Below are 19263 nucleotides of genomic sequence, written 5' to 3' on the forward strand. Positions count from 1 at the left end.
GGTTTGTGGAGGTGGGGTTTGTGGAGGTGGGGTTTGTGGGGGTGGAGTTTGTGGAGGTGGGGTTGGGGTTATTTGAAGTAGGTTTTTAGGGCTTTTTGCCAGGGGGGGAGGGGGGTTAGGGATGCTTTTTGCCAGGATTTGTTGGATAGGACTGCGTAGGGGGGTCTTGGGGCTGGGCGGGGGAAGTCTGCTGTTGTGCAGGGGGTTACTCGGGTTGGGTCTGCGCCCAGCTCTGTGAAGATTGCTTGGGCGAAGGCGAACCAGGTTGTGGCGCCCGCTCCGGTGCAGTGGAGTACTTGGTGGGACGGGGCTTTGCCGGTCGCTATTCTGGTGGCCAGTTCCAGTAGGGCCTTTGCCAGGTCTGCTGACCAGGTTGGGGAGCCGTGTTGGTCGCTTACCACGGAGAGGGTTTCTCGCTCTTTTTCCAGGCGGGTTATCGTTTTTACGAAGTTTGTGCCCGTTTTGCCGTAGACCCAGCTGGTTCGGACTATCCAGGCTCGGGCTCCTGAGCTGAGGACCGCGTCTTCGCCTGCTGCCTTTGTGCGGCCGTATGCGCTTTGGGGACCCAGGGGGTCTGTGGGTTCGTAGGGGCTTGTGGCGTTGCCAGGGAAGACGTAGTCGGTTGAGATGTGCACCAGGGGGATGTTGCGGGAGGAACAGACCGCTGCCAGTACTCGGGGACCGTCGGCGTTTACCGCGAAGGCTTTGTTCTCGTCCGTTTCGGCTGCGTCCACCGCTGTGTAGGCGGCCGCGTTGATGACTACGGGTTTTGCGCCCGTTGCTTTTGCGCGGGTGGCCAATGCCGTGACTGCGGCTACCACCTCGCCTGCGCTGGTCACGTTCAGTTCGCCGGAGGAGGGGGCGAGTACGTCTACGTTGTCGTTGGCCAGGGCTGCCAGGTCCTGGCCCAGTTGGCCGGATCCTCCCGGTACCAGCAGGCTGAGGCGCACTTGTTCCGTCACTTTCCGCCGAGAGCGGCGCGGCTGCGCAGACGCTCCCACCACTCGCGGTTCGTGGCGTACCAGCGGACCGTTTCGGCAAGGCCGTCCTCGAAGGAGATCTGGGGGGCGTAACCCAGTTCGGTGGCGATCTTGGTGATGTCGACCGAATAGCGCCTGTCGTGACCCTTGCGGTCGGCCACCGGCTCCACCCGGTCCCAGCCCGCGTCCAAAGCCGTGAGGAGGCGCTCGGTGAGCTCCTGGTTGGTCAGCTCCGTGCCGCCGCCGATGTTGTAGATCTCGCCCGGCCTGCCACCGTCCGCGACCAACTGGATGCCGCGGCAGTGGTCGTCCACATGCAGCCAGTCACGCACGTTCAGGCCGTCGCCGTAAAGCGGGACGTTCAGCCCGTCGAGCAGGTTCGTCACGAAAAGGGGGACGACCTTTTCGGGGAACTGGTACGGACCGTAGTTGTTGGAGCACCGGGTGACACAAACGTGCAAGCCATGCGTCCGGTGGTACGACCGGGCCAGCAGATCCGACGACGCCTTGGACGCCGAATAGGGCGAGTTGGGCTCGAGCAGGTGTTCCTCGGTCCAGGACCCCTCGTCGATGGAGCCGTAGACCTCGTCGGTGGACACGTGCACGAACCGGCCGACACCGGCCTCGAGCGCCGCCTGCAGCAAAGTCTGGGTGCCGAGCACATTGGTCAGCACGAAGTCGGCCGAACCGAGGATCGAACGGTCCACATGCGACTCGGCGGCGAAGTGCACGACCAGGTCGACCCCGCGCATCACGGCCGTGACCTGGGCGGGATCGCAGATGTCACCCCGGACGAACCGCAGCCGCGGGCTGTCCGCGACGGGCGCCAGGTTGGCCTCGTTCCCGGCGTAGGTCAGTTTGTCCAGCACGACCACCTCGGCCTCGGCCAAGGTGGGATACGCGCCTGCCAGCACCTGGCGCACATAGTGCGACCCGATGAATCCAGCGCCTCCGGTGACCAGCACCCGCATTCCGCTACCGTCCTTCACAACCTGTGACCACCGTCGAGTGATCCGCGCCAGTGTTTCACGTCCACGGCAACCTCCGACCAGCCTACGGGCGTCTAACCACAGGATCGGTAGAGTCATGCCGAAGGCACTGATGCGCACTGGGGACAGGAACGGGGAGGAACAGGCGTGACCGAATGGCCCGCGCCGCCCGTTCCGGAGCGCCGTCACCACCGTGGGGTGTACGTGTTCGCCCGCCGCGGGGTGAAAATCGTGCTCAGCCTGTTCTCGGTGATCGTGCTCGCGCTGACCTGGTACGGCTGGAAATACATCGGGGACCCGACCGCCGGGCTGACCACCACGGACGTCTTCGAGGACAAGACAGCCCACGCGAAGCCGCTCGACGGCGCCATCGACATCCTCCTGGTCGGCCAGGACAGCCGGACGGACGCGCAGGGCAACGCGCTGCCGCGTGAGGTGCTCGACATGCTCCACGCCGGGGAGGCCGACGGCGAGCGCCAGACCGACACGATGATCCTGGTCCACATCCCGCAGAACGGTAAGCAGGCTGTCGCCGTCTCGTTCCCGCGCGACTCCCTCGTCGAGATCACCGGCGGGTTCGGCAAGCACAAGCTCAACAGCGCGTACGTGTACGCCTACAACGACACCTCGAAGACGCTCCAGCGCCAGGGCAACTCGAACCTGAAGGACGTCGACGAGAAGGCCAAGGTCGCCGGCCGGAAGAACCTGATCGCCACGCTGGAGAAATTCATCGGCAAACCGGGCATGATCGACCGGTACGCCGAGGTCAACCTCTCCAGCTTCTACGAGATCACGAAGTCGATCGGCGGGGTCGAGGTCTGCCTCAACAACGCCGTGAAAGAGAAGAAGTCCGGGGTCGACCTGCCGGCGGGCAAGCAGAGCATCGAGGGCGTGCAGGCGCTGGCGTTCGTCCGGCAGCGCTACGAACTGCAGAACGGCGACCTCGACCGGATCGCGCGGCAGCAGGCGTTCCTCTCCGGGCTCGCGAACAAGGTGCTCTCCAGCGACGTGCTGGCCAACCCGCTCAAGATCGCCGACCTGGTCACCGCGGTGAAGAAGTCGGTCGTGCTCTCCGCGGGCTGGGACCTGCCGGAGTTCGCCGAGCAGATGCGCGGGCTGACCGGCGGCAACATCGAGTTCCACACCATCCCCACCCTGGGCAACGCGAACGTCGGCGGCGCCGACGTGCTCCGGGTCGACCCGGCGCAGGTCCAGGCCGAGGTCGCCCGCCTCACCTCCGACGGCGTCGCGGCGACCCCGACCGGCCCGCCGCCGTCGGCCATCGAGGGCGCGAACGCGGTGACGGTCGAACTGTTCGACGGCTCCGGCTCGTCCACGGTCGCCACGGAGACGCGGAACCTGTTGCAGGGCAAGGGTTTCCAGCTCGCCGGGGACACCAGGCTGAGCTCCCGCAACTCCACCGTCATCCGGTACGCCCCCGGCGACACGGCCCAGCTGGCGCTGGTCCAGCAGGTGTTCGGCACCATGGTCCTGACCGAGCCGGACAAGGACGTCACGAAGGGGCACGTACGGGTGCTGCTCGGCAAGGACTTCCACGGCGCGGCCGCTCCGGGCGGCGCCCCGAGCGCCACCAAGCCGACCGGCACGAGCACGAGCGTGCCGACGAGCGCCCCGCCGAGTTACACCCCGGCCCAGCCGTCGCCGTCCGGATCGCGCCCACCAGGGACCCCGATCACCGCTGCCGGGGTGCCCTGCGTGAACTAGGCCGGGCACTGAGCGTGGCAGTGGCAGGGGTGCCCTAACCTTAAGCGGGGCGAAACGGCGTACGGGGAGGTGACCAGCGTGAGCAACGACGAGGACGAGCGGGACGGGCAGGCACCGGAAGCACCGGCCGACGACTCCAATAGGGTGAACGAGAGCCCTTCGACTACTCAGAGTAGCGAAACTCGGCGGCTGGTTCCGACGCCATATCCCCGCGCCCGCCCGTCCGAGGAGGCCGTCGAGGAGGCCGTGCAGGACGCGCCGTCGAGCGGTGTCCTGTCGCTGCCGGAGTCACGCGGACGGCGCGCTGGGCGGCTGACCCGCCGGATCGCGCTCGGCCTGGTGTCGGTCGTCGCGCTGAGCACCACCGGCTACGCCTACGTGACCAAGGACCGGCTGCAGAACAACGTCCACACCACCGACGCGCTGCACGCCGACCCCGCCGCACCCGCACCGCCCGCGGACGACGGCGCGACGGACATCCTGCTCGTCGGCAGCGACGCCAGGACCGACGCGCAGGGCAACGCGCTGCCGATCAGCATGCTGAAGGCGTTGCGGACCGAGGAAAAGGCCGGGGTCAACACCGACACGATCATCATCCTGCGCATCCCGAAGAACGGCGGAAAGCCTTCTGGCGTCTCGATTCCCCGTGACGCCTGGGTCGAGGTGCCGGGCCGCGGCAAGTCGAAGATCAACTCGGCGTACGGCATCGCGAAGGCCAAGTTCGCGGCGGACCAGCGTGGACAGGGCGAGCACGACCAGGCGAAGATCGAGCGCGACTCCGACCAGGCCGGTCGCAAGGCACTGGTCCAGACCGTGCAGGACTTCACCCAGGTCCGCATCGACCACTACGCCGAGGTGAACCTGCTGGGGTTCTACCTGCTCACCGAGGCGCTGGGCGGGGTCAAGGTCTGCCTCAACCACTCGACCGAGGACAAGGACTCCGGCGCGAACTTCCGGCGCGGCGAGCAAACGGTGTCGGGCGGGCAGGCGCTGTCGTTCGTCCGGCAGCGCAAGAACCTGCCGCGCGGCGACCTCGACCGGATCGTGCGGCAGCAGGCGTTCCTGTCCTCCGCACTGCACCAGGTGCTCTCCGCGGGCACGCTGACCAGCCCGTCGACGATGAGCGGGCTGATGGACGCCGTCCGCCGCTCGATCTTCCTCGACGAAGGCCTCGACCTGCTGGACTTCGCGCAGCAGGCGCAGGGCATCGCGTCCGGCAACCTGACCTTCGCGACCATCCCGGTGGTGAACATCAACGGCCGCAGCGAAGACGGCCAGCAGAGCATCGGCGAGGTCGACCCGGCCGCCGTGCGGACGTACGTGGCCGGGCTGGTCGGCCGTGGCCCTGACCCGGCGGGCGGCGGGGCGGCGGGCGGCGGTGGGGCGGGCGGCGGTGGGGCGGCGGGCGCGCCGGTGCCGGAAGCGGCGTCGGCCGACGTCGCCTGCGTCAACTAGCCTCTTGGCGTGAGCCTCACCGAACAGCTGCTGCGGCCCCTGCTGGCTTCGCCCGCCAAGCCGCTGATCACCCATTACGACGACGCACTGGGCAGCCGCGTCGAACTGTCCGTCGCCACCACCGTCAACTGGGCGGCGAAGACCGCCAACTGGCTGGTCGACGAGTTCGACGTCGAGACCGGCGACGACGTGGCCGTCACCCTGCCCGCGCACTGGCAGACCGTCGGCGTGCTGCTGGGCGCCTGGTGGTGCGGCGCGCACGTGACGACTGCACCGGCAGGCGCGCGGGTGGCGTTCGTCGGCCCGGACGCGACGTCGTCCGAGGCGAACGCGACGGCCGTGGTCTCGCTCGACCCGATGGGCCGCGGCCTGTCCACCCCGCCGCCCGGCGGAGCGCTCGACTACCTGTCCGAGGCCCGCCTGTCCGGCGACCAGTTCAGCCCGCTCTCCCCCGCCCCCGGCGACACCCGCGCCCTCAACGAGTCCACAGTGGACGAAATACTCGCCGAAGCCCGCTCCCGCGCGGCGAAACTCGGCATCTCCCCCGGCGACCGCGTACTGTCCACAGTAGAGTGGTCCGGCCGCGAGGGCATCCTCAACGGCCTGCTGATCCCCCTCGCCGCGGGCGCCCACCTGGTCCAGGTGAGCAACGTCGACCCAGCCAAGCTGGCCGACCGGCGCGCGGCCGAGCGCACCACCCTCGACCTCCCCTGAGTGTCATGAAAGGGTCTTTCAGGGCAATTTTTGTCCTGAAAGACCCTTTCATGACACTCGCTAGGCGGGCTGAAGCTCGCGCACGGCAGCCTCCCGCTTGCGCCAGCGCACGGGGTCCAGCGAGAGCCGCCCGCCGTTGAAGCCGAGCGCGAGTCCGGCGCACGCCAGTACGAAGACGAGCTCGTAGCCGCCCTGGCCGGTGAGGCCGTTGTCGACGTGCACCGAGAGCAGCGCGCCGACGGACACGACGGCGTAGCCGATGCCGACCAGTGGCAGCAGGAAGCCGAAGATGAAGGCGACGGAGCCGAGGATCTCCACGGTCATCGCGAAGATCGCCGCGGCGGTCGGCAGCGGGATTCCGGTCTGGGCGAAGAAGTTCGCGGTCCCGGTGATCCCGTTGTCCCATTTTTGCAGGCCGTGGGCGAGGAACACGACCGCGACCCCGATCCTGCCCAGCAGAAGGGCGACGTCCTTGACGCGAGCGAACATCATCTGAAGGCTCCCCGATCGGTGAAAGTTCAACTGACTCGGATCACGGTAGGACACCCGGCACCCGGTCCGGCAGGTCTCGCGGGTCATCGACAGGAACCCGACAGAATCACCCGCGGCCGATATTCGGTACGCGGTGCGGGCTCCGGACTGGAAGGCTGTGGTTCCCAGCACTTCCAGGCAGGACATGCCCATGCTCGAGAACCTGATCATCCAGCACACGCTCCGCGTCCCCGTGGCCGACGGGCCGCCCGGTGACAGTGGCACGGTCGCCCGTCAGCTGGACGCCACCCTGCTGAAGGCCGGGTTCAAGGCGTCCCTGCCGCTGCTGGAGCACATCTCGGGCCTGGCGCAGGGCGTCGCGACAGCGCGCGCCGAGCTGGTGGTCGAGGCTGTCAGCGAGCTGGTGGGTGACCACGTCGAGCACAACTCGTACTTCCTCGGCTTCCCCCACGACGTGCCGGAGACGCTGGACTTCTGGGTCCAGTGCGTGCACGACGCGCTGGATTCGGGCGGCAAGCTGCCGCCCGGCCTGGTCAACCTGCTCGCGCTGCCGAAGTACGGCCGTTACCAGCACACCTACGCCGAGTTGCTGGCCGCGCACGACGAGCTGATCCCGTCGGTCAAGGACCGGCTCACGATCGTGCACCTCGGCGGCCCGCTCGCGGACGAAGCGCACGAGCTGTACCTCTCGCTGGCGGGCCGCCCCACCCCCTTGGGTGACACCGGCCTGACGCTCCTCGACCACCTCGCGCGCTACTGCGTCGACGCGGAGCAGCCGGAAAGCATCCCCGTCCGAGAAAACCGGGCCGTGGTCAACGCGGGCCGTCTCGACGCGGGGCACGCTCCGCTGGCGGACACCGTCACCGACGTGCTCCGGCTCGCCTGCGCGCTGTCCGGCGGCGACCTGACGCTCCAGACCGTGACCCGGTTCCAGACGTTCAAACGGCCGGTCCGCCGGGTGCTGATGGCAGCGCTGGAGCAGGTCGTCGCGGCGAACCCGGCGAAGCTCGGCGACGTCGCCCGGTACGCACGGCCGTGGCAGCGCCTCGGCGAGCGGCTGCACCCGCACGAATACCCGGCCCTGCCGCACGCCCAGGACGTGTTCGCGGTGGCGCGCGGCGAAAAGACCGTCCGCTCGCTGGCGGGCCGGGTGGAGATCGCGTTCGCCGCGGGCGAGTTCGGCCACGCCGTCGAGCTGCTGGCGAAGGCGCCGGGCACGCTGATGCGGAGCCTCGACCGAGTGGTGCGTTCGTGCCCGCCCGGCGAACTCGACCGGGTTCTCGACACGGTGTCCACTGTGTCCGGTGACGTCTCGGGGCGGGTGCTCTGCTCGGTGCGCGAACACCTGCTCAACCGCGCGACCCCCGACACCGCAAGGGTTTTCGTGAACAGCGAGAAGCGGGCGTGGGCGGCTTCCGACGAACGTCCTCCGCTGGCTCCCTCGGCGATCGAACAGTTGGGCGCGGTGCTCGACGCCGAACTGGCGAGGCGGCTGCCCGCGTTCGACGACCTCGTGATCGATCCAGGTGTGCTGGACCTGGCCGTGCCATTGTCCGGAAAGGCGGACGCGAGCGGGTTCGGTGTCATGCCAAGGGGTTCGCTGGCACGGGTGCACGGCAGTGCGCTCCGGTTCTTCACCTACTGGAAGCAGGCACAGCGGCGAACCGACTTCGATCTGTCGGTGCTGCTTCTCGACGACGAGTTCAAGGACGCCGGGCAGCTTTCGTGGACCAGCTTGAAGGGATTCGGTGGCGTCCACTCCGGTGACATCACCGAGGCGCCCGAAGGCGCGACAGAGTTCATCGATCTCGACCTGAACCGGGTCACCGCCCGCTACCTCGTGCCTCAGGTCAATGTCTACGACGGTGAAGGATTCGACCACGTCGAGGAGTCGCTGTTCGGCTTCATGACCCGGGACGGGGAACAGCGCGGCGCGCCCTTCGACCCGCGCACGGTCCACCTGCGATCGGAAATGCGCGGCTCGGGGCGGGTGGCACTGCCGCTGGCGTTCGTGCGCGACGACGACGGCGGCTGGCACGCGAAGTGGCTGCACCTTTACCTGTCGGGCACACCGCGGTTCAACGCCGTCGAGACGAACCGGACCGCCACCGCGCTGCTGACCAGAGCCCTCCTCGAACGCGCCTACCTGCCGGTGTCGCATCTCGTGAACCTGTTGCGTGCCAAGGCGAACACGTCCTCACTCTACCGGTGGGACAGGGAGTTCACCGGCCCGGTGACGTTCCTCGGGCTGTCACGCCCGGAGAACCTGCCGGAAGGTTCGCGAATGCTGGGGATAACCGAGTTGATCCCGCTTTGACGCACTGCTAGCGTGGCGAAGCCGAGGCTATGGGAGAGCTTCCTTCTAACTTCGATGGTGACCTAGTTTTCCCCTTCTCCTCGGCTTTCACGTTTTGTGTGCTCGGGCCGCCGCGAAGCAGTAGACGCCGAAAGCGGCGAGCCCCAGCGCGACGACCACGAGCAGCACAGCGCCGAAAGGCTGCGCCGCCATGGTGCGCAGAGCCTTGTCGAGCCCGCCCGCCTGGCGTGCGTCGGCGCTCAGCGCGGCGAAGGCCAGCAGCACGGCGACAACGGCGAGCACCGCCCCTTTCGCGAGATAACCGGCCATTCCCAGCCTCGTGACCCAGCGTTGTGTCCCGGCGGGCAGCTCACCGGTGTCGAGGTCTTCGAGGAATTCCTTCGTGAAACCCTTGACCCCGGACGCGATCGCGACGCCCAGCACGGCCGCCGCGGCGACGGCGACCAGGACCTGCCCGGCGGGCTGGGCGAGCAGTTTCGCGGTGAACTCCTGCTGTTTCTGGTCGCCAGAAGAGGATCCGCTGCCTAGGACCAGCTGCACGGCACTGATGCCGAGTCCGATGACCACGACACCCCGTGCACCGGAACCGATGCGCTTACGGATCCGCTTGCCTTTCTTGCCCACCCACGAGTAGCCGATGGCCGCCATCATGAACTGCCAGAGCCCGAACGCGAGCAAGCCCGCGGCGAGCCCCCAGAGCACGACCTGGCCGAACGAGGTCGAGCCGATCTCCGCGAGCGCGCCCTTCTGGTCTGCTGCCTGGCCGCCCCCGCCGCCCAGCGCGACGCGCACGGCCAGATACGCGAGGACGAGGTGCACAAAACCGAAACACGCCATCCCGACGCGTCCGGCCCCCTGTGCCGCCGCGCTGTGCTTCACCTGTGACGCCGTACTGTCCGCCATCGGACCGCCTCCTCTGTCACTGGCGAGTCTCACCCGAACGAGCGACCCCTGCCGGATGACTGCTCCTTCTGGCCCAACCGCGCTTCAGCGACGCCGATCCGCACAGCGGATACAGACGGTCACGGCGGGCAAGGCCTCGAGCCTGCCTTCGCCGATGTCACGCCCGCAGCGTTCGCACATCCCGTAGGTGCCGTCGGTGACCCGCTGCCGTGCGGCGTCCAACGCCTTGAGCTCGTTCCGCGCGCGGTTCAGCAGGTCCTGCGCCTGCGCCCGCTCGAACGCGACGGTCACCCCTTCGGGATCGTGCTCGTCATCGTTGGAGCTCCACTCCGACGCCGCCAGAATCCCGTCCACCTGCCGCTGCAACGACACGACGAGCAGCTCGGTCTCGGCCCGCACCGCCTCGATCCGCTCCACGACTCACCCGCCTCATGTCCGCGCTCTTCGCACACAAGCCGTCCGCTCGCGCTCAGGGTGCCGATCGGCGGCGGCCCGGGTCGAGCCCGGTCCAGCCGCCGTTGGCGGCCAGCAGATTCAGGATACGGTCGGCATGCTCACCGAACCCGGCCAGATCGGCGTGCAGCAGCTCAGCCCGTTCGTCTTCCAGCGGCTCGAAATCGTCGAACCACAACTCGACGACAGCGCTCGCGGCGAACACCAGCGACCGCACCATCCGCACGATCTCCCCCGGCGGCTCGGCGGCCGCGGCGCGATACTCGGTCTCGACCTGATCGCAGGCGGCGACGAGATCGAGGAGCTGCCGGGAGGCGCCGGCGGGCGTGCCGTCCCAGGCCGCGTTGGGCCAAGCCCGATCACGCAGCTCCAGCCAAAGCCGCCAGCCCGCGATCAGCTCGGCCTCGTCGTGCGGTGTCCAGGACGCCGGAACGGGCCAGTACATGCTTCGAGAGTGACACCGCTCGTCCATGATCGCCGCGGTTCGGTGGGCTATCTCACGGCCGCGAGCCGCCGGAGGTAGGAGTCGGTACAGAGGTCCGCGGTGGTCAGCCCGAGCCCGGCAAGCACGGCGCGCACGACCTCCAGCGCGGCGGACGCGTCCTCGTGCGCCACCAGGGTTTCGCGCCCGCTTTCGCGGAACCGGTAGTCTCGCAGTGCTTCTCGAACGAGATGAACTCGGCAAGCCCGAGTCCGCCGAACAGCGTCCGCACGACAGCCGCGTCGCCGACCTCGGTCTCGTGCTCCGGGAGACAGCACTGCCCCTGAAGGCCACCTTCACGGCGTAATACGCCGTGAAGGTGGCCTTCAGGGGCAGTCAGAAAGCTCAGCCCTTCAGGAGGGCTCGGGCCATCACCATGCGCTGGATCTGGTTCGTGCCTTCATAGATCTGGGTGATCTTCGCGTCGCGCATCATGCGCTCCACCGGGAAGTCGCGGGTGTAGCCCGCGCCGCCGAAGAGCTGGACCGCGTCCGTCGTAACGGACATCGCCATGTCGGAGGCGTACGTCTTCGCCGCCGCCGCCATGAAGCTGCCGCGCTTGTCGCCGCGCTCGGTGGCCGCTGCGGCCGCGTAGACCAGGTGGCGGGCTGCTTCGATCTTGACGCCCATGTCGGCCAGCATGAACTGGACGCCCTGGAACTCCGCGATCGTCTTGCCGAACTGCTTGCGCTCCTTGACGTACGCCAGCGACGCGTCGAGCGCGCCCTGGGCGATGCCGAGAGCCTGGGCGCCGATCGTCGGGCGGGTGTGGTCAAGGGTGCGCAGGGCCGTCTTGAGGCCGGTGCCGGGCTCGCCGATGATGCGGTCGGCCGGGATCGTGCAGTTCTCGAAGTAGATCTCGCGCGTCGGCGAACCCTTGATGCCGAGCTTGCGCTCCTTCGGGCCGACCGAGAAGCCGGGGTCGTCCTTGTGCACGGCGAAGGCCGAGATGCCGTTGGCCTTCTTCTCCGCGTTCGGGTCGGTCACCGCCATGACGGTGTACCAGCTCGACTCGCCCGCGTTGGTGATCCAGCACTTGGTGCCGTTGAGGACCCAGGTGTCGCCGTCCTCACGCGCGCGGCAGCGCATCGACGCCGTGTCCGAACCCGCTTCGCGCTCCGAAAGCGCGTACGACGCCGACGCCTCGCCCGAGGCGATCGACGGGAGGACGAGCTTCTTCAGGCCCTCCGACGCCGACAGGATGATCGGCTGGGTGCCGAGTTTGTTGACCGCCGGGATCAGCGAAGCCGACGCGTCGACCCGCGCGACCTCCTCGATCACGATGCAGGCGCCGACCGCGTCCGCACCCTGGCCGTCGTACTCTTCGCCGATGTGGACGGCGTTGAAACCGGACTTGACCAGCGCGTTGTACGCCTCGATCGGGTAGCGCTCCTGGTCGTCCACCTCAGCGGCGTACGGCAGGATTTCCTTCTCGGAGAGCGCACGCACCGCAGCCCGCAGCTCCTCGTGCTCTTCGGCAAGCTGGTACAGCCCCGGGCCTTCAGACACCTTCGTCACCTCTCGTACCGATTAGTAACATCCTCGCTGATGTTAGCGCTCGTTCACATTGTGCGTCCTTGTGTCCTTGGCCGCACTGTTCGTATGTTGAAGTGATGCCGCTCACTCCGTTTTCCTCCCCGCCCGGCTTCCCCCGCTCGCTGACCTACCCGGAGGTGCCGGTCGGGTCGATCCCGGCCGCCGCTGCCGCCCGCTACGGCTCGCGCACCGCGTTCGCGCTGGGCGACCAGAGCCTGACGTTCACCGAGGTCTACCAGTCCGCCTGCCGCTTCGCCAACGCGCTGAAGGCCGTGGGCGTCGGCCCCGGCCAGACCGTCGCGATCCACCTGCCGAACTGCCTGGCGTACCCGGTCGCCTACTACGGCACGCTCCTCGCGGGCGCGACGTTCAGCCCGGCCAACCCGCTGCTGCCGCCGGACGACCTCGCCGCGCAACTCGCCGACTGCGAGGCGTCCGTCGTGGTCACCTTCGGGCCGGTCGCCGGGGTGCTCGCGTCGATCCTCGACCGCACATCGGTGCGGCTGAGCGTGGTCGTCACCCCGGCGGGTGATCTTGAACCGGGACAGGTGGAGTTCGCCGCGTTCCACGCGGACCAGCCGGACACCCCGCCGGAGGTCACCATCGACGTCCACCAGGACCTGGCACACCTGGCGTACACCGGCGGCACCACCGGCCGGTCGAAGGGCGTGCGCCTGCCGCACCGCAACGTCGTCGTGAACACGTTGCAGTCGAGCTGCTGGAAGACGGGCTCGGTGCCCGCCCTCGACCCCGACGGGAACCTCACGCTCAACCAGCTCGGCGAGGAGACCGAGTGGCCCTCACGGCTCGGCGCCGGCGTCGTCATCAACCTGACGCCGTGGTTCCACGCCATGGGCACCATCGCGGCGTTGAACTGCGCGGTGCTCGAAGGCGCGACCGTCATTCTCCACGAGCGGTTCGACCCCGCCGCGTACATCGCCGACGCCGAACGCCTGCGGGTGACGACCATGGGCGGCGCGCCCGCGCTCTTCGCGGCGCTGCTTTCCGTCCCGGCCTTCCAGACCGCCGAGCTGTCCTCGGTCACGACCATCGGATCCGGCGCGGCGCCGATGAGCCACGAGATGATCCGGGCGCTGCGCAAGCTGTTCCCCGAGGTGATCATCGCGGAGGGATACGGGCTCACCGAGGTCACCATGGCCGCGGTGGTCGCCCCCAGCTGGCGATCGGGCACGCGAAAGGTCGGGTCGGTCGGGATTCCACTGTTCGACACCGAGGTCAAGATCGTCTCGGCCGAAGGCGGGGAGGAGGCGCTGGCCGTCGGCGAGCAGGGCGAGGTTTGCCTGCGCGGGCCGCAGGTGATGCTCGGCTACCGCAACCGGCCGGAGGAGACCGCCGCGGCGCTGGTGGACGGCTGGTTGCACACCGGGGACGTCGGCCTACTGGATGAGGACGGACATCTGTCCATTGTAGACCGCAAGAAGGACATGCTGCTCTACAAGGGATACAACGTCTTCCCCCGCGAACTGGAGGAGCTACTGGCAACACTTCCCGGAGTAGCCATGGCGGCAGTGGTAGGACGGCCACGAGACGACGTCGGAGAGCTTCCAGTGGCATTCGTGGTGCAGGATGGCAGCAACCCCAGCCGGGAGGAGTTGCTCGAAGCGGTCAATGCCCGAGTGCTGCCCTACAAACGACTGCGGGAGTTGCACTTCGTAGACCAGATTCCGGTCTCAGCCGCCGGAAAGGTCTTGAAGCGAGAGTTACGCCTCCACCTCCCAGCCCTCCCCGACTAACCCCCTTTCGGAGGTCCCTGAAGGCCACCATGACGGCGTCTAACGCCGTCATGGTGGCCTTCAGGGACCGACAGCGCGGGTGTCAGGGGAGTTCGACGCGCTTGCGCAGGGCCGCGTCCTTGTCGAGGACGAGCTGTTCGAGGTCCGTCTGGAAGTTCGCCATCTTCACGCGCAACCCTTCGTCGGAGGCCGCCAGAATACGCACGGCGAGCAGGCCCGCGTTGCGAGCGCCGCCGACGGACACCGTCGCGACCGGGACGCCCGCGGGCATCTGGACGATCGAGAGCAGGGAATCCAGGCCGTCCAGATACTTCAGCGGCACCGGCACGCCGATCACCGGCAACACCGTCGCCGACGCGACCATGCCCGGCAGGTGCGCTGCCCCGCCCGCTCCGGCGATGATCACCTTCAGGCCTCGCGACACCGCCGACGTCGCGTAGTCCAGCATGCGCTGCGGGGTGCGGTGCGCCGAGTAGACGCCGACCTCGTACTCGACGCCGAACTCGCCGAGGGCCTGCCCGGCCGCTTCCAGCACCGGCCAGTCCGAGTCGCTGCCCATGATCACGCCCACCTGCGGCGCCATAGTCGATCTCCCTGCTAGTGGATTTCGTACCCGTCCAGCCAGACGGCGTGGGACAGCCAGTGCGCGGCGAGCACCGCGCGGTCGCGGAGCTTTTCCAGCTCTTCGCCGAGCAGGTTCACGTGGCCGAGTTTGCGGCCGGGGCGCTCTTCCTTGCCGTACAGGTGCACGCGGACGTCGGGATACCGCGCGAACAGGTGGTGCAGGCGCTCGTCAGTGCCCATCTTCGGGGCGACGTCGGCGCCGAGCACGTTCGCCATCACGCAGGCGGGGGCGAGCAGGTCGGTCGTGCCGAGCGGGTAGTCGAGCACCGCGCGCAGGTGCTGCTCGAACTGCGAGGTCCGCGAGCCGTCCATCGTCCAGTGCCCGGAGTTGTGCGGGCGCATCGCGAGCTCGTTGACCAGCAGGCCCTTGTCGGTTTCGAACAGCTCGACGGCCAGCAGGCCGGTGACGTTCAGGTGCGCGGCGATGCGCAGCGCGAGGTCCTGCGCCTCGTGCACGCGCTCCTCGCTCAGGCCCGGAGCGGGCGCGAGCACCTCGGTGTTGATGCCGTTGGACTGCACGGTCTCGACCACCGGCCACGCCGCGCCCTGGCCGAACGGCGAACGGGCGATCAGCGCGGCGAGCTCGCGCCGCATGACCACCTTCTCCTCGACCAGCAGCGGGGTGCCCGCGGCGAGCAGCTCGGGGACGAGCTCGCGCGCCTGCTGCCCGGTGTCGAGCATCCAGACGCCCCGGCCGTCGTAGCCGCCCTTGGCGGCCTTCAGCACGACAGGCCAGGTGCGCGCGTCGCCGAACTCGACCACGTCGTCCACGGACAGCACTTCGGCGAAGTCCGGGCCCGGCACGCCCAGGCCCGCCATCAGTTCGCGCATGATCAGCTTGTCCTGCGCGACGCCCAGCGCGGCCGGGTCCGGGCGGACCGTGACGCCCTCCATCACCAGTGTCAGCAGGTGCTCACCCGGCACGTGTTCGTGGTCGAAGGTGAGCACGTCGACCCCGGCGGCGAACGAGCGCAGCGCGTCGAGGTCGGTGTGGTGGCCGTGGACGACCTCGCCCGCGACGAGCCCGGCGGACTCGTTCTCGCCCGCGGCGAGCACTCGCAGCGATTGGCCGAGGGAGATGGCCGCCTGGTGGGTCATCCTGGCGAGCTGCCCGCCGCCCACCATGCCGACTATGGGAAGACCTGTGCGTTTGTCCATAACGCGGTTGAGATTACTGGGCGAGACCGGCGACGACCTTGGCGGACCTGCGCGTGAGCCGGAGCTCCCGCACGGCGAACCCGGCGATGCCGAGTGCGGCCGCGACCACGTAGGCGTTGCCCAGCACGGAAAAGCCCAGACCCCAGCCGAATTCGGTGTCGCCGCCGTTGGGCACCAGCATCACGACGGCACTGGCGAACAGCACCGCGACGCCGGCCGCGGCCCACCGGCGGCCCTTGGTGACCAGAAGCACGATCAGCGGCAGCGACCACACCCAGTGGTGTGACCACGACACGGGCGACAGCAACAGCGCGTAGAACGCCGTGACCAGCAGCGCGGCCACCGGTTCGCCGCGCCGGGACAGCCGGAAGACGAGCCAGACCGCGGGCACGGCGAGCACCGCCGCGAGCGCGACGGCCACCGCCAGCGACCACGGCGCGAGGTGCGAAGCCCGGCTGACCAGGCCGTTGAACGACTGGTTGAAGATCCAGTGCACCGAGCCGACGCGGCTCGGGTCGGTGGCCGACTCGGTCCAGAACCGCCACGCGTCGCCAGGGATGACCGCGAACATCACGGCCTCGACCAGCGCGAACGTGCCGAGCGCGCGCAGCGCGTCGCGCCACCGGCCGGTGACCAGCAGGTGCGGCACGAAGATCAGCGGGGTCAGCTTGATCGCGGCGGCCAGCCCGATCAGCACCCCGGCCCAGCGCGATCCGCGTGCGGAGAGCACCAGGACGTCGAGCACGACCACGGCCATCAGGATCAGGTTGATCTGGCCGAGGAAGATCGTCTTCCAGACCGGTTCCAGCAGCAGCGCGGCGGCCGTCGCCGCGGGCAGGATCCACCACCGGGTGACCACGACGGCGCGAGCGCGGAGCACCACGGCGATCACCACCGTGATCGACACCACCGACAACGCGCCGACGACGCCCCAGGTCAGCCCCGCCGGGATCAGGGCGAGCGGGAGGAACAGCGGGGCGGCCGCCGGGGTGTAGGTGAACGGCAGCATCACCCAAGACGGCAGCGTCGTCAGGACTTCACGGGTGTAGAGCGGCTCGCCCTTGAGCAGCGTCAACGCCCCCGCGCGGTAGACCACGCTGTCCGCGCCGAGATGCCACTCACCGAGCCAGGCGGCCAGGCCGAAGCCGAGCATGACGACCGCGAGCGCACCGGCGGCGAGCAGCCCGGCGCGTGGTTCAGACGCTGGTCGGGGTGTCGACATGCTGCTCGAGCCCGGTGTTGCCGCGCCTGCGCTGGAACGCCCACCTCAGCGCGAGCGTCACCGCGAGGACCAGCGGCATCAGGATGTACGCGCTGCCGAGGATGTTCTGCCACACCTTCCAGTGCAGCTCGACGTCCCGCCCGTTGGGCAGGATCAGCAGGACGCAGCTGATGAACACGAAGAACACCACGAACGTGCCGAGCCAGCGCTTCCACGCCGTCGCGGGCGTGGTCTGCGGCAGGCGCGAGACCAGGAGCACGCCCAGCGGGACCACCCACACCCAGTGGTGTGTCCACGAGATCGGCGAGACCAGGAGGATCCAGAACGCCGTGACCAGCAGCGCGGCCAGGTTCTGGCCCTTGCGGTGAAACTTGAGCACCAGCCAGATCGCCGGGACGAGCAGCACGGCACCGATCGCCATCGCCGCGTTCGACGCCCAGGGCGCGAGGTCGGTGACGCGGTTCATCAGCCCGGCCAGCGACTGGTTGCCCGCCCAGTGCACCGGCCCGATGCGGCCGGTGTTGAACAGCGTGTACGTCCAGTAGCGGTACGTGTCGTGCGGGGTGATCGCGAACATCAGGCCCTGCAGCCCCAAAAACACGATGAGCCCGCGGATCGCCTCCTTGCGGCGGCCGGTGATGAACAGGTGGCCGAGGAAGACGAGCGGGAGCAGCTTGACCGCGGACGCGATGCCGACGAGGACGCCGCCCCAGCGGCTGCCGCGCGAGATGATCACCAGCATGTCGAGCATGACCAGCGCCATCAGGAGCAGGTTGATCTGCCCGAGGAAGATCGTCCGCCAGACCGGTTCGAGGCCGAGGAAGACCAGGAAGAACGCGAGCGTCGAGCGGGCGGGCGAGGCCCACCAGCGCGGCCCGTCGTCGGCCGGTTTCGGCAGCGCGCCGATCGCGATCCGGATGACCAGCGCCATCGAGAGCAGCGAGAGCGCGGTCAGGATTCCCCAGCCGACCTGCGTGGGGATGAGCGCCAGCGGAGCGAACAGCAGGGCGGCCGTCGGCGGGTAGGTGAAGGGCAGCAGCGCCCACCACGGCTCGGCGAGCAGCGTGTTCGAGTCGTACAGCGGGTCGCCGTGGAGCAGGGTGACCGCGCCCGCGCGGTACACCGCGCTGTCGACGCCGAGGACCCACTCGTGCTGCCAGCCCCAGATGCCGAACCCGATCGCGACGAGCGGGATCACCGAGAGGATCAGGATCGAGCGTGGGCGGACGGACAAGCGCGCGAGCGACTTCCGCAGGAAAAGACGGGGCTGGGCGGAGCCCGCCGAAGCAGGTCTGTCGGCAGGAGCGGGCCTGTCAGCGGCAGTGGGCACAGTCCGGGTCACCCCATCAGGAAATCATGAACGGCGCATCCTCGGGTGGGAGGGTGCTCACCGGCCGGTCCAGCCGTCGAGCACCCGGTCGATGCCCTCGCGGATCCGGTCACGGGCCACCGTCCGGGGCACGCCGGACATCAGGAGCTCATCGTAGGGCGTGTCGAGGTGCCGGACGGACGCCACGACGGCCGCGCGCACGGCGTTTCCGTCGAGCGCCTGCCCGGCCGCGGACCGCCCGACACGACCGCTGCCCCGGGTCCCGGCATGGACCGCAATCGTTTGCGCGCGCTCGGCGGGACAGCCGGGGAAGGCCGCCAGGATCGCCGCGGCCAGCTCGGCCTGGAACTCGACGTCGCCCGCGGACCTGCGTTCGGCGTCGCGGACCCGGCGGATCGCCCGGACGTCGGAGTCGGCGAGGCACTTCTGTTCGGCGCTCTCCAGCGCGGCCTGCTCCACCAGGACGCCGAGCCGCTGGTAGCGCTTACGACGGCGGTTGAACTCCATCACCAGCGCGGAGAGCCCGCTCTCGCTCTTCGCGCGGCGCGACATCGCCGCGTTGCCCGCCGGCAGGAACACCAGATGGTCGAAGTCCGCGCAGGCCAGGCACAACGGGAGATCCTCCACGAGCTGGTACTCGCCCTCCTTGCCCCGCACGTCGCAGCCGTCGCAGATCCAGGCCTTCTGCGCGGCGACGACCACGAGGTCGGGCGCCTTGCTCTGCTTGGCCTCGATCTGCTCGCGCTTCTTCTCGGACAGCCCCGGCGACACCCAGTGCGTGCGGAAGGCGAGTTCGAAGGCGTCGTCACCCCGGGCGGTGAACCTGAGCTGACGCCTGTCGCGCGTCGCGGCGACGTATGGCGCTTCACTCGCTTGGAGGCCCTGATCGTGTGCCCACTGCCGGAGGTACGAGAGCGCGGATCGGAGCTTGGCCTCGTCGACCTGGACGCCTTCGAGATGCGGGGTCCGGCCGGTGCGCCAGCGTTCGACGGACGGCGCGGGCACCCAGCGCAGCCGGGTCAGGACCTCGAGCGGGACGACGTACTTCCGTTGGGCGAGAGCGGCTTCGGCCGCCTCGATCACCTTGCGCCGAAGCTTGGGCCGCTGCTCGTTCCTGCTCTCCACGGGCC

At 69.0% G+C, this 19263-nt stretch carries 19 protein-coding genes; 6 read left to right on the top strand and 13 right to left on the bottom strand.

All coding sequences use genetic code 11. The features are described from left to right. Positions 1-68: 68 nt before the first annotated feature. Together rfbD and rfbB are read right to left on the bottom strand one after the other, a co-directional pair. Positions 69-950, bottom strand: coding sequence for a dTDP-4-dehydrorhamnose reductase (rfbD, locus tag QMK34_RS22575; protein ID WP_326416210.1), 882 nt, complete (start codon positions 948-950; stop codon positions 69-71). A gap of 8 nt (positions 951-958) precedes the next feature. Then, positions 959-1951, bottom strand: coding sequence for a dTDP-glucose 4,6-dehydratase (rfbB, locus tag QMK34_RS22580; protein WP_326416279.1), 993 nt, complete (start codon positions 1949-1951; stop codon positions 959-961). A gap of 165 nt (positions 1952-2116) precedes the next feature. On the opposite strand from rfbB, the gene QMK34_RS22585 reads away from it, so the two are divergent. From QMK34_RS22585 to QMK34_RS22595, 3 genes are all read left to right on the top strand, one after another. Then, positions 2117-3694, top strand: a complete 1578-nt coding sequence (locus QMK34_RS22585) for an LCP family protein (RefSeq protein WP_326416211.1) — start codon at positions 2117-2119, stop codon at positions 3692-3694. A 78-nt stretch (positions 3695-3772) separates the two neighbouring features. Continuing rightward, entirely contained in the window at positions 3773-5149 is a 1377-nt protein-coding gene (locus QMK34_RS22590) for an LCP family protein (RefSeq protein WP_442785191.1), read from the top strand. Positions 5150-5158: 9 nt separating this feature from the next. Further along, on the top strand, positions 5159-5863 hold the full coding sequence (locus QMK34_RS22595; RefSeq protein ID WP_326416212.1) for a TIGR03089 family protein: 705 nt from the start codon (positions 5159-5161) through the stop codon (positions 5861-5863). Positions 5864-5923: 60 nt separating this feature from the next. Here the strand turns inward: QMK34_RS22595 and QMK34_RS22600 are convergent, their stop codons facing one another. After that, on the bottom strand, positions 5924-6352 hold the full coding sequence (locus QMK34_RS22600; protein ID WP_326416281.1) for a DoxX family protein: 429 nt from the start codon (positions 6350-6352) through the stop codon (positions 5924-5926). A 193-nt stretch (positions 6353-6545) separates the two neighbouring features. Here QMK34_RS22600 and QMK34_RS22605 point away from each other — a divergent pair, with 193 nt between their 5' ends. Then, positions 6546-8672: a TerD family protein gene (locus QMK34_RS22605; RefSeq protein ID WP_326416213.1), complete on the top strand. Its 2127-nt coding sequence runs from the start codon at positions 6546-6548 to the stop codon at positions 8670-8672. A gap of 87 nt (positions 8673-8759) precedes the next feature. Here the strand turns inward: QMK34_RS22605 and QMK34_RS22610 are convergent, their stop codons facing one another. The 4 genes from QMK34_RS22610 to QMK34_RS22625 form a co-directional block, all read right to left on the bottom strand. Continuing rightward, positions 8760-9575, bottom strand: a complete 816-nt coding sequence (locus tag QMK34_RS22610) for a DUF1206 domain-containing protein (RefSeq protein ID WP_326416214.1) — start codon at positions 9573-9575, stop codon at positions 8760-8762. 84 nt (positions 9576-9659) lie between these two features. Further along, a complete protein-coding gene (locus QMK34_RS22615) occupies positions 9660-9992 on the bottom strand; it encodes a TraR/DksA family transcriptional regulator (RefSeq protein ID WP_326416215.1) in 333 nt (110 codons plus the stop codon). 52 nt (positions 9993-10044) lie between these two features. Beyond that, positions 10045-10473 carry a hypothetical protein gene (locus QMK34_RS22620; protein WP_326416216.1) on the bottom strand — a complete coding sequence of 143 codons (429 nt, stop codon included), beginning with the start codon at positions 10471-10473 and terminating at the stop codon, positions 10045-10047. 47 nt (positions 10474-10520) lie between these two features. Beyond that, complete coding sequence (locus QMK34_RS22625; protein ID WP_326416217.1) at positions 10521-10643, bottom strand: hypothetical protein; 123 nt, start codon at positions 10641-10643, stop codon at positions 10521-10523. Positions 10644-10684: 41 nt separating this feature from the next. Between QMK34_RS22625 and QMK34_RS22630 the strand changes: the two genes are divergently transcribed. Then, positions 10685-10816: a hypothetical protein gene (locus QMK34_RS22630; protein WP_326416218.1), complete on the top strand. Its 132-nt coding sequence runs from the start codon at positions 10685-10687 to the stop codon at positions 10814-10816. A 38-nt stretch (positions 10817-10854) separates the two neighbouring features. Here the strand turns inward: QMK34_RS22630 and QMK34_RS22635 are convergent, their stop codons facing one another. Beyond that, complete coding sequence (locus tag QMK34_RS22635) at positions 10855-12027, bottom strand: acyl-CoA dehydrogenase family protein (protein ID WP_326416219.1); 1173 nt, start codon at positions 12025-12027, stop codon at positions 10855-10857. A gap of 95 nt (positions 12028-12122) precedes the next feature. Here QMK34_RS22635 and QMK34_RS22640 point away from each other — a divergent pair, with 95 nt between their 5' ends. Next, a complete protein-coding gene (locus tag QMK34_RS22640) occupies positions 12123-13799 on the top strand; it encodes a class I adenylate-forming enzyme family protein (protein WP_326416220.1) in 1677 nt (558 codons plus the stop codon). An 82-nt stretch (positions 13800-13881) separates the two neighbouring features. Here the strand turns inward: QMK34_RS22640 and purE are convergent, their stop codons facing one another. From purE to QMK34_RS22665, 5 genes are read right to left on the bottom strand one after another with little or no spacing between them, the layout of a single operon-like run. Next, complete coding sequence (gene purE, locus QMK34_RS22645) at positions 13882-14382, bottom strand: 5-(carboxyamino)imidazole ribonucleotide mutase (protein ID WP_326416221.1); 501 nt, start codon at positions 14380-14382, stop codon at positions 13882-13884. 14 nt (positions 14383-14396) lie between these two features. Beyond that, positions 14397-15581, bottom strand: a complete 1185-nt coding sequence (locus QMK34_RS22650; protein WP_326416222.1) for a 5-(carboxyamino)imidazole ribonucleotide synthase — start codon at positions 15579-15581, stop codon at positions 14397-14399. A gap of 13 nt (positions 15582-15594) precedes the next feature. Beyond that, positions 15595-16803 (bottom strand): glycosyltransferase 87 family protein, encoded by a 1209-nt coding sequence (locus QMK34_RS22655; RefSeq protein WP_326416223.1) that lies wholly within the window; start codon positions 16801-16803, stop codon positions 15595-15597. Beyond that, positions 16778-18145 (bottom strand): glycosyltransferase 87 family protein, encoded by a 1368-nt coding sequence (locus QMK34_RS22660; RefSeq protein ID WP_442785192.1) that lies wholly within the window; start codon positions 18143-18145, stop codon positions 16778-16780. Before QMK34_RS22660 ends, QMK34_RS22655 begins: the two co-directional genes overlap by 26 nt. 45 nt (positions 18146-18190) lie before the next feature. Then, complete coding sequence (locus QMK34_RS22665) at positions 18191-19258, bottom strand: DUF2293 domain-containing protein (RefSeq protein WP_326416224.1); 1068 nt, start codon at positions 19256-19258, stop codon at positions 18191-18193. Between the last annotated feature and the right edge of the window lie 5 nt (positions 19259-19263).

The organism is Amycolatopsis sp. H20-H5, assembly GCF_035828755.1.
Lineage (GTDB): Bacteria > Actinomycetota > Actinomycetes > Mycobacteriales > Pseudonocardiaceae > Amycolatopsis.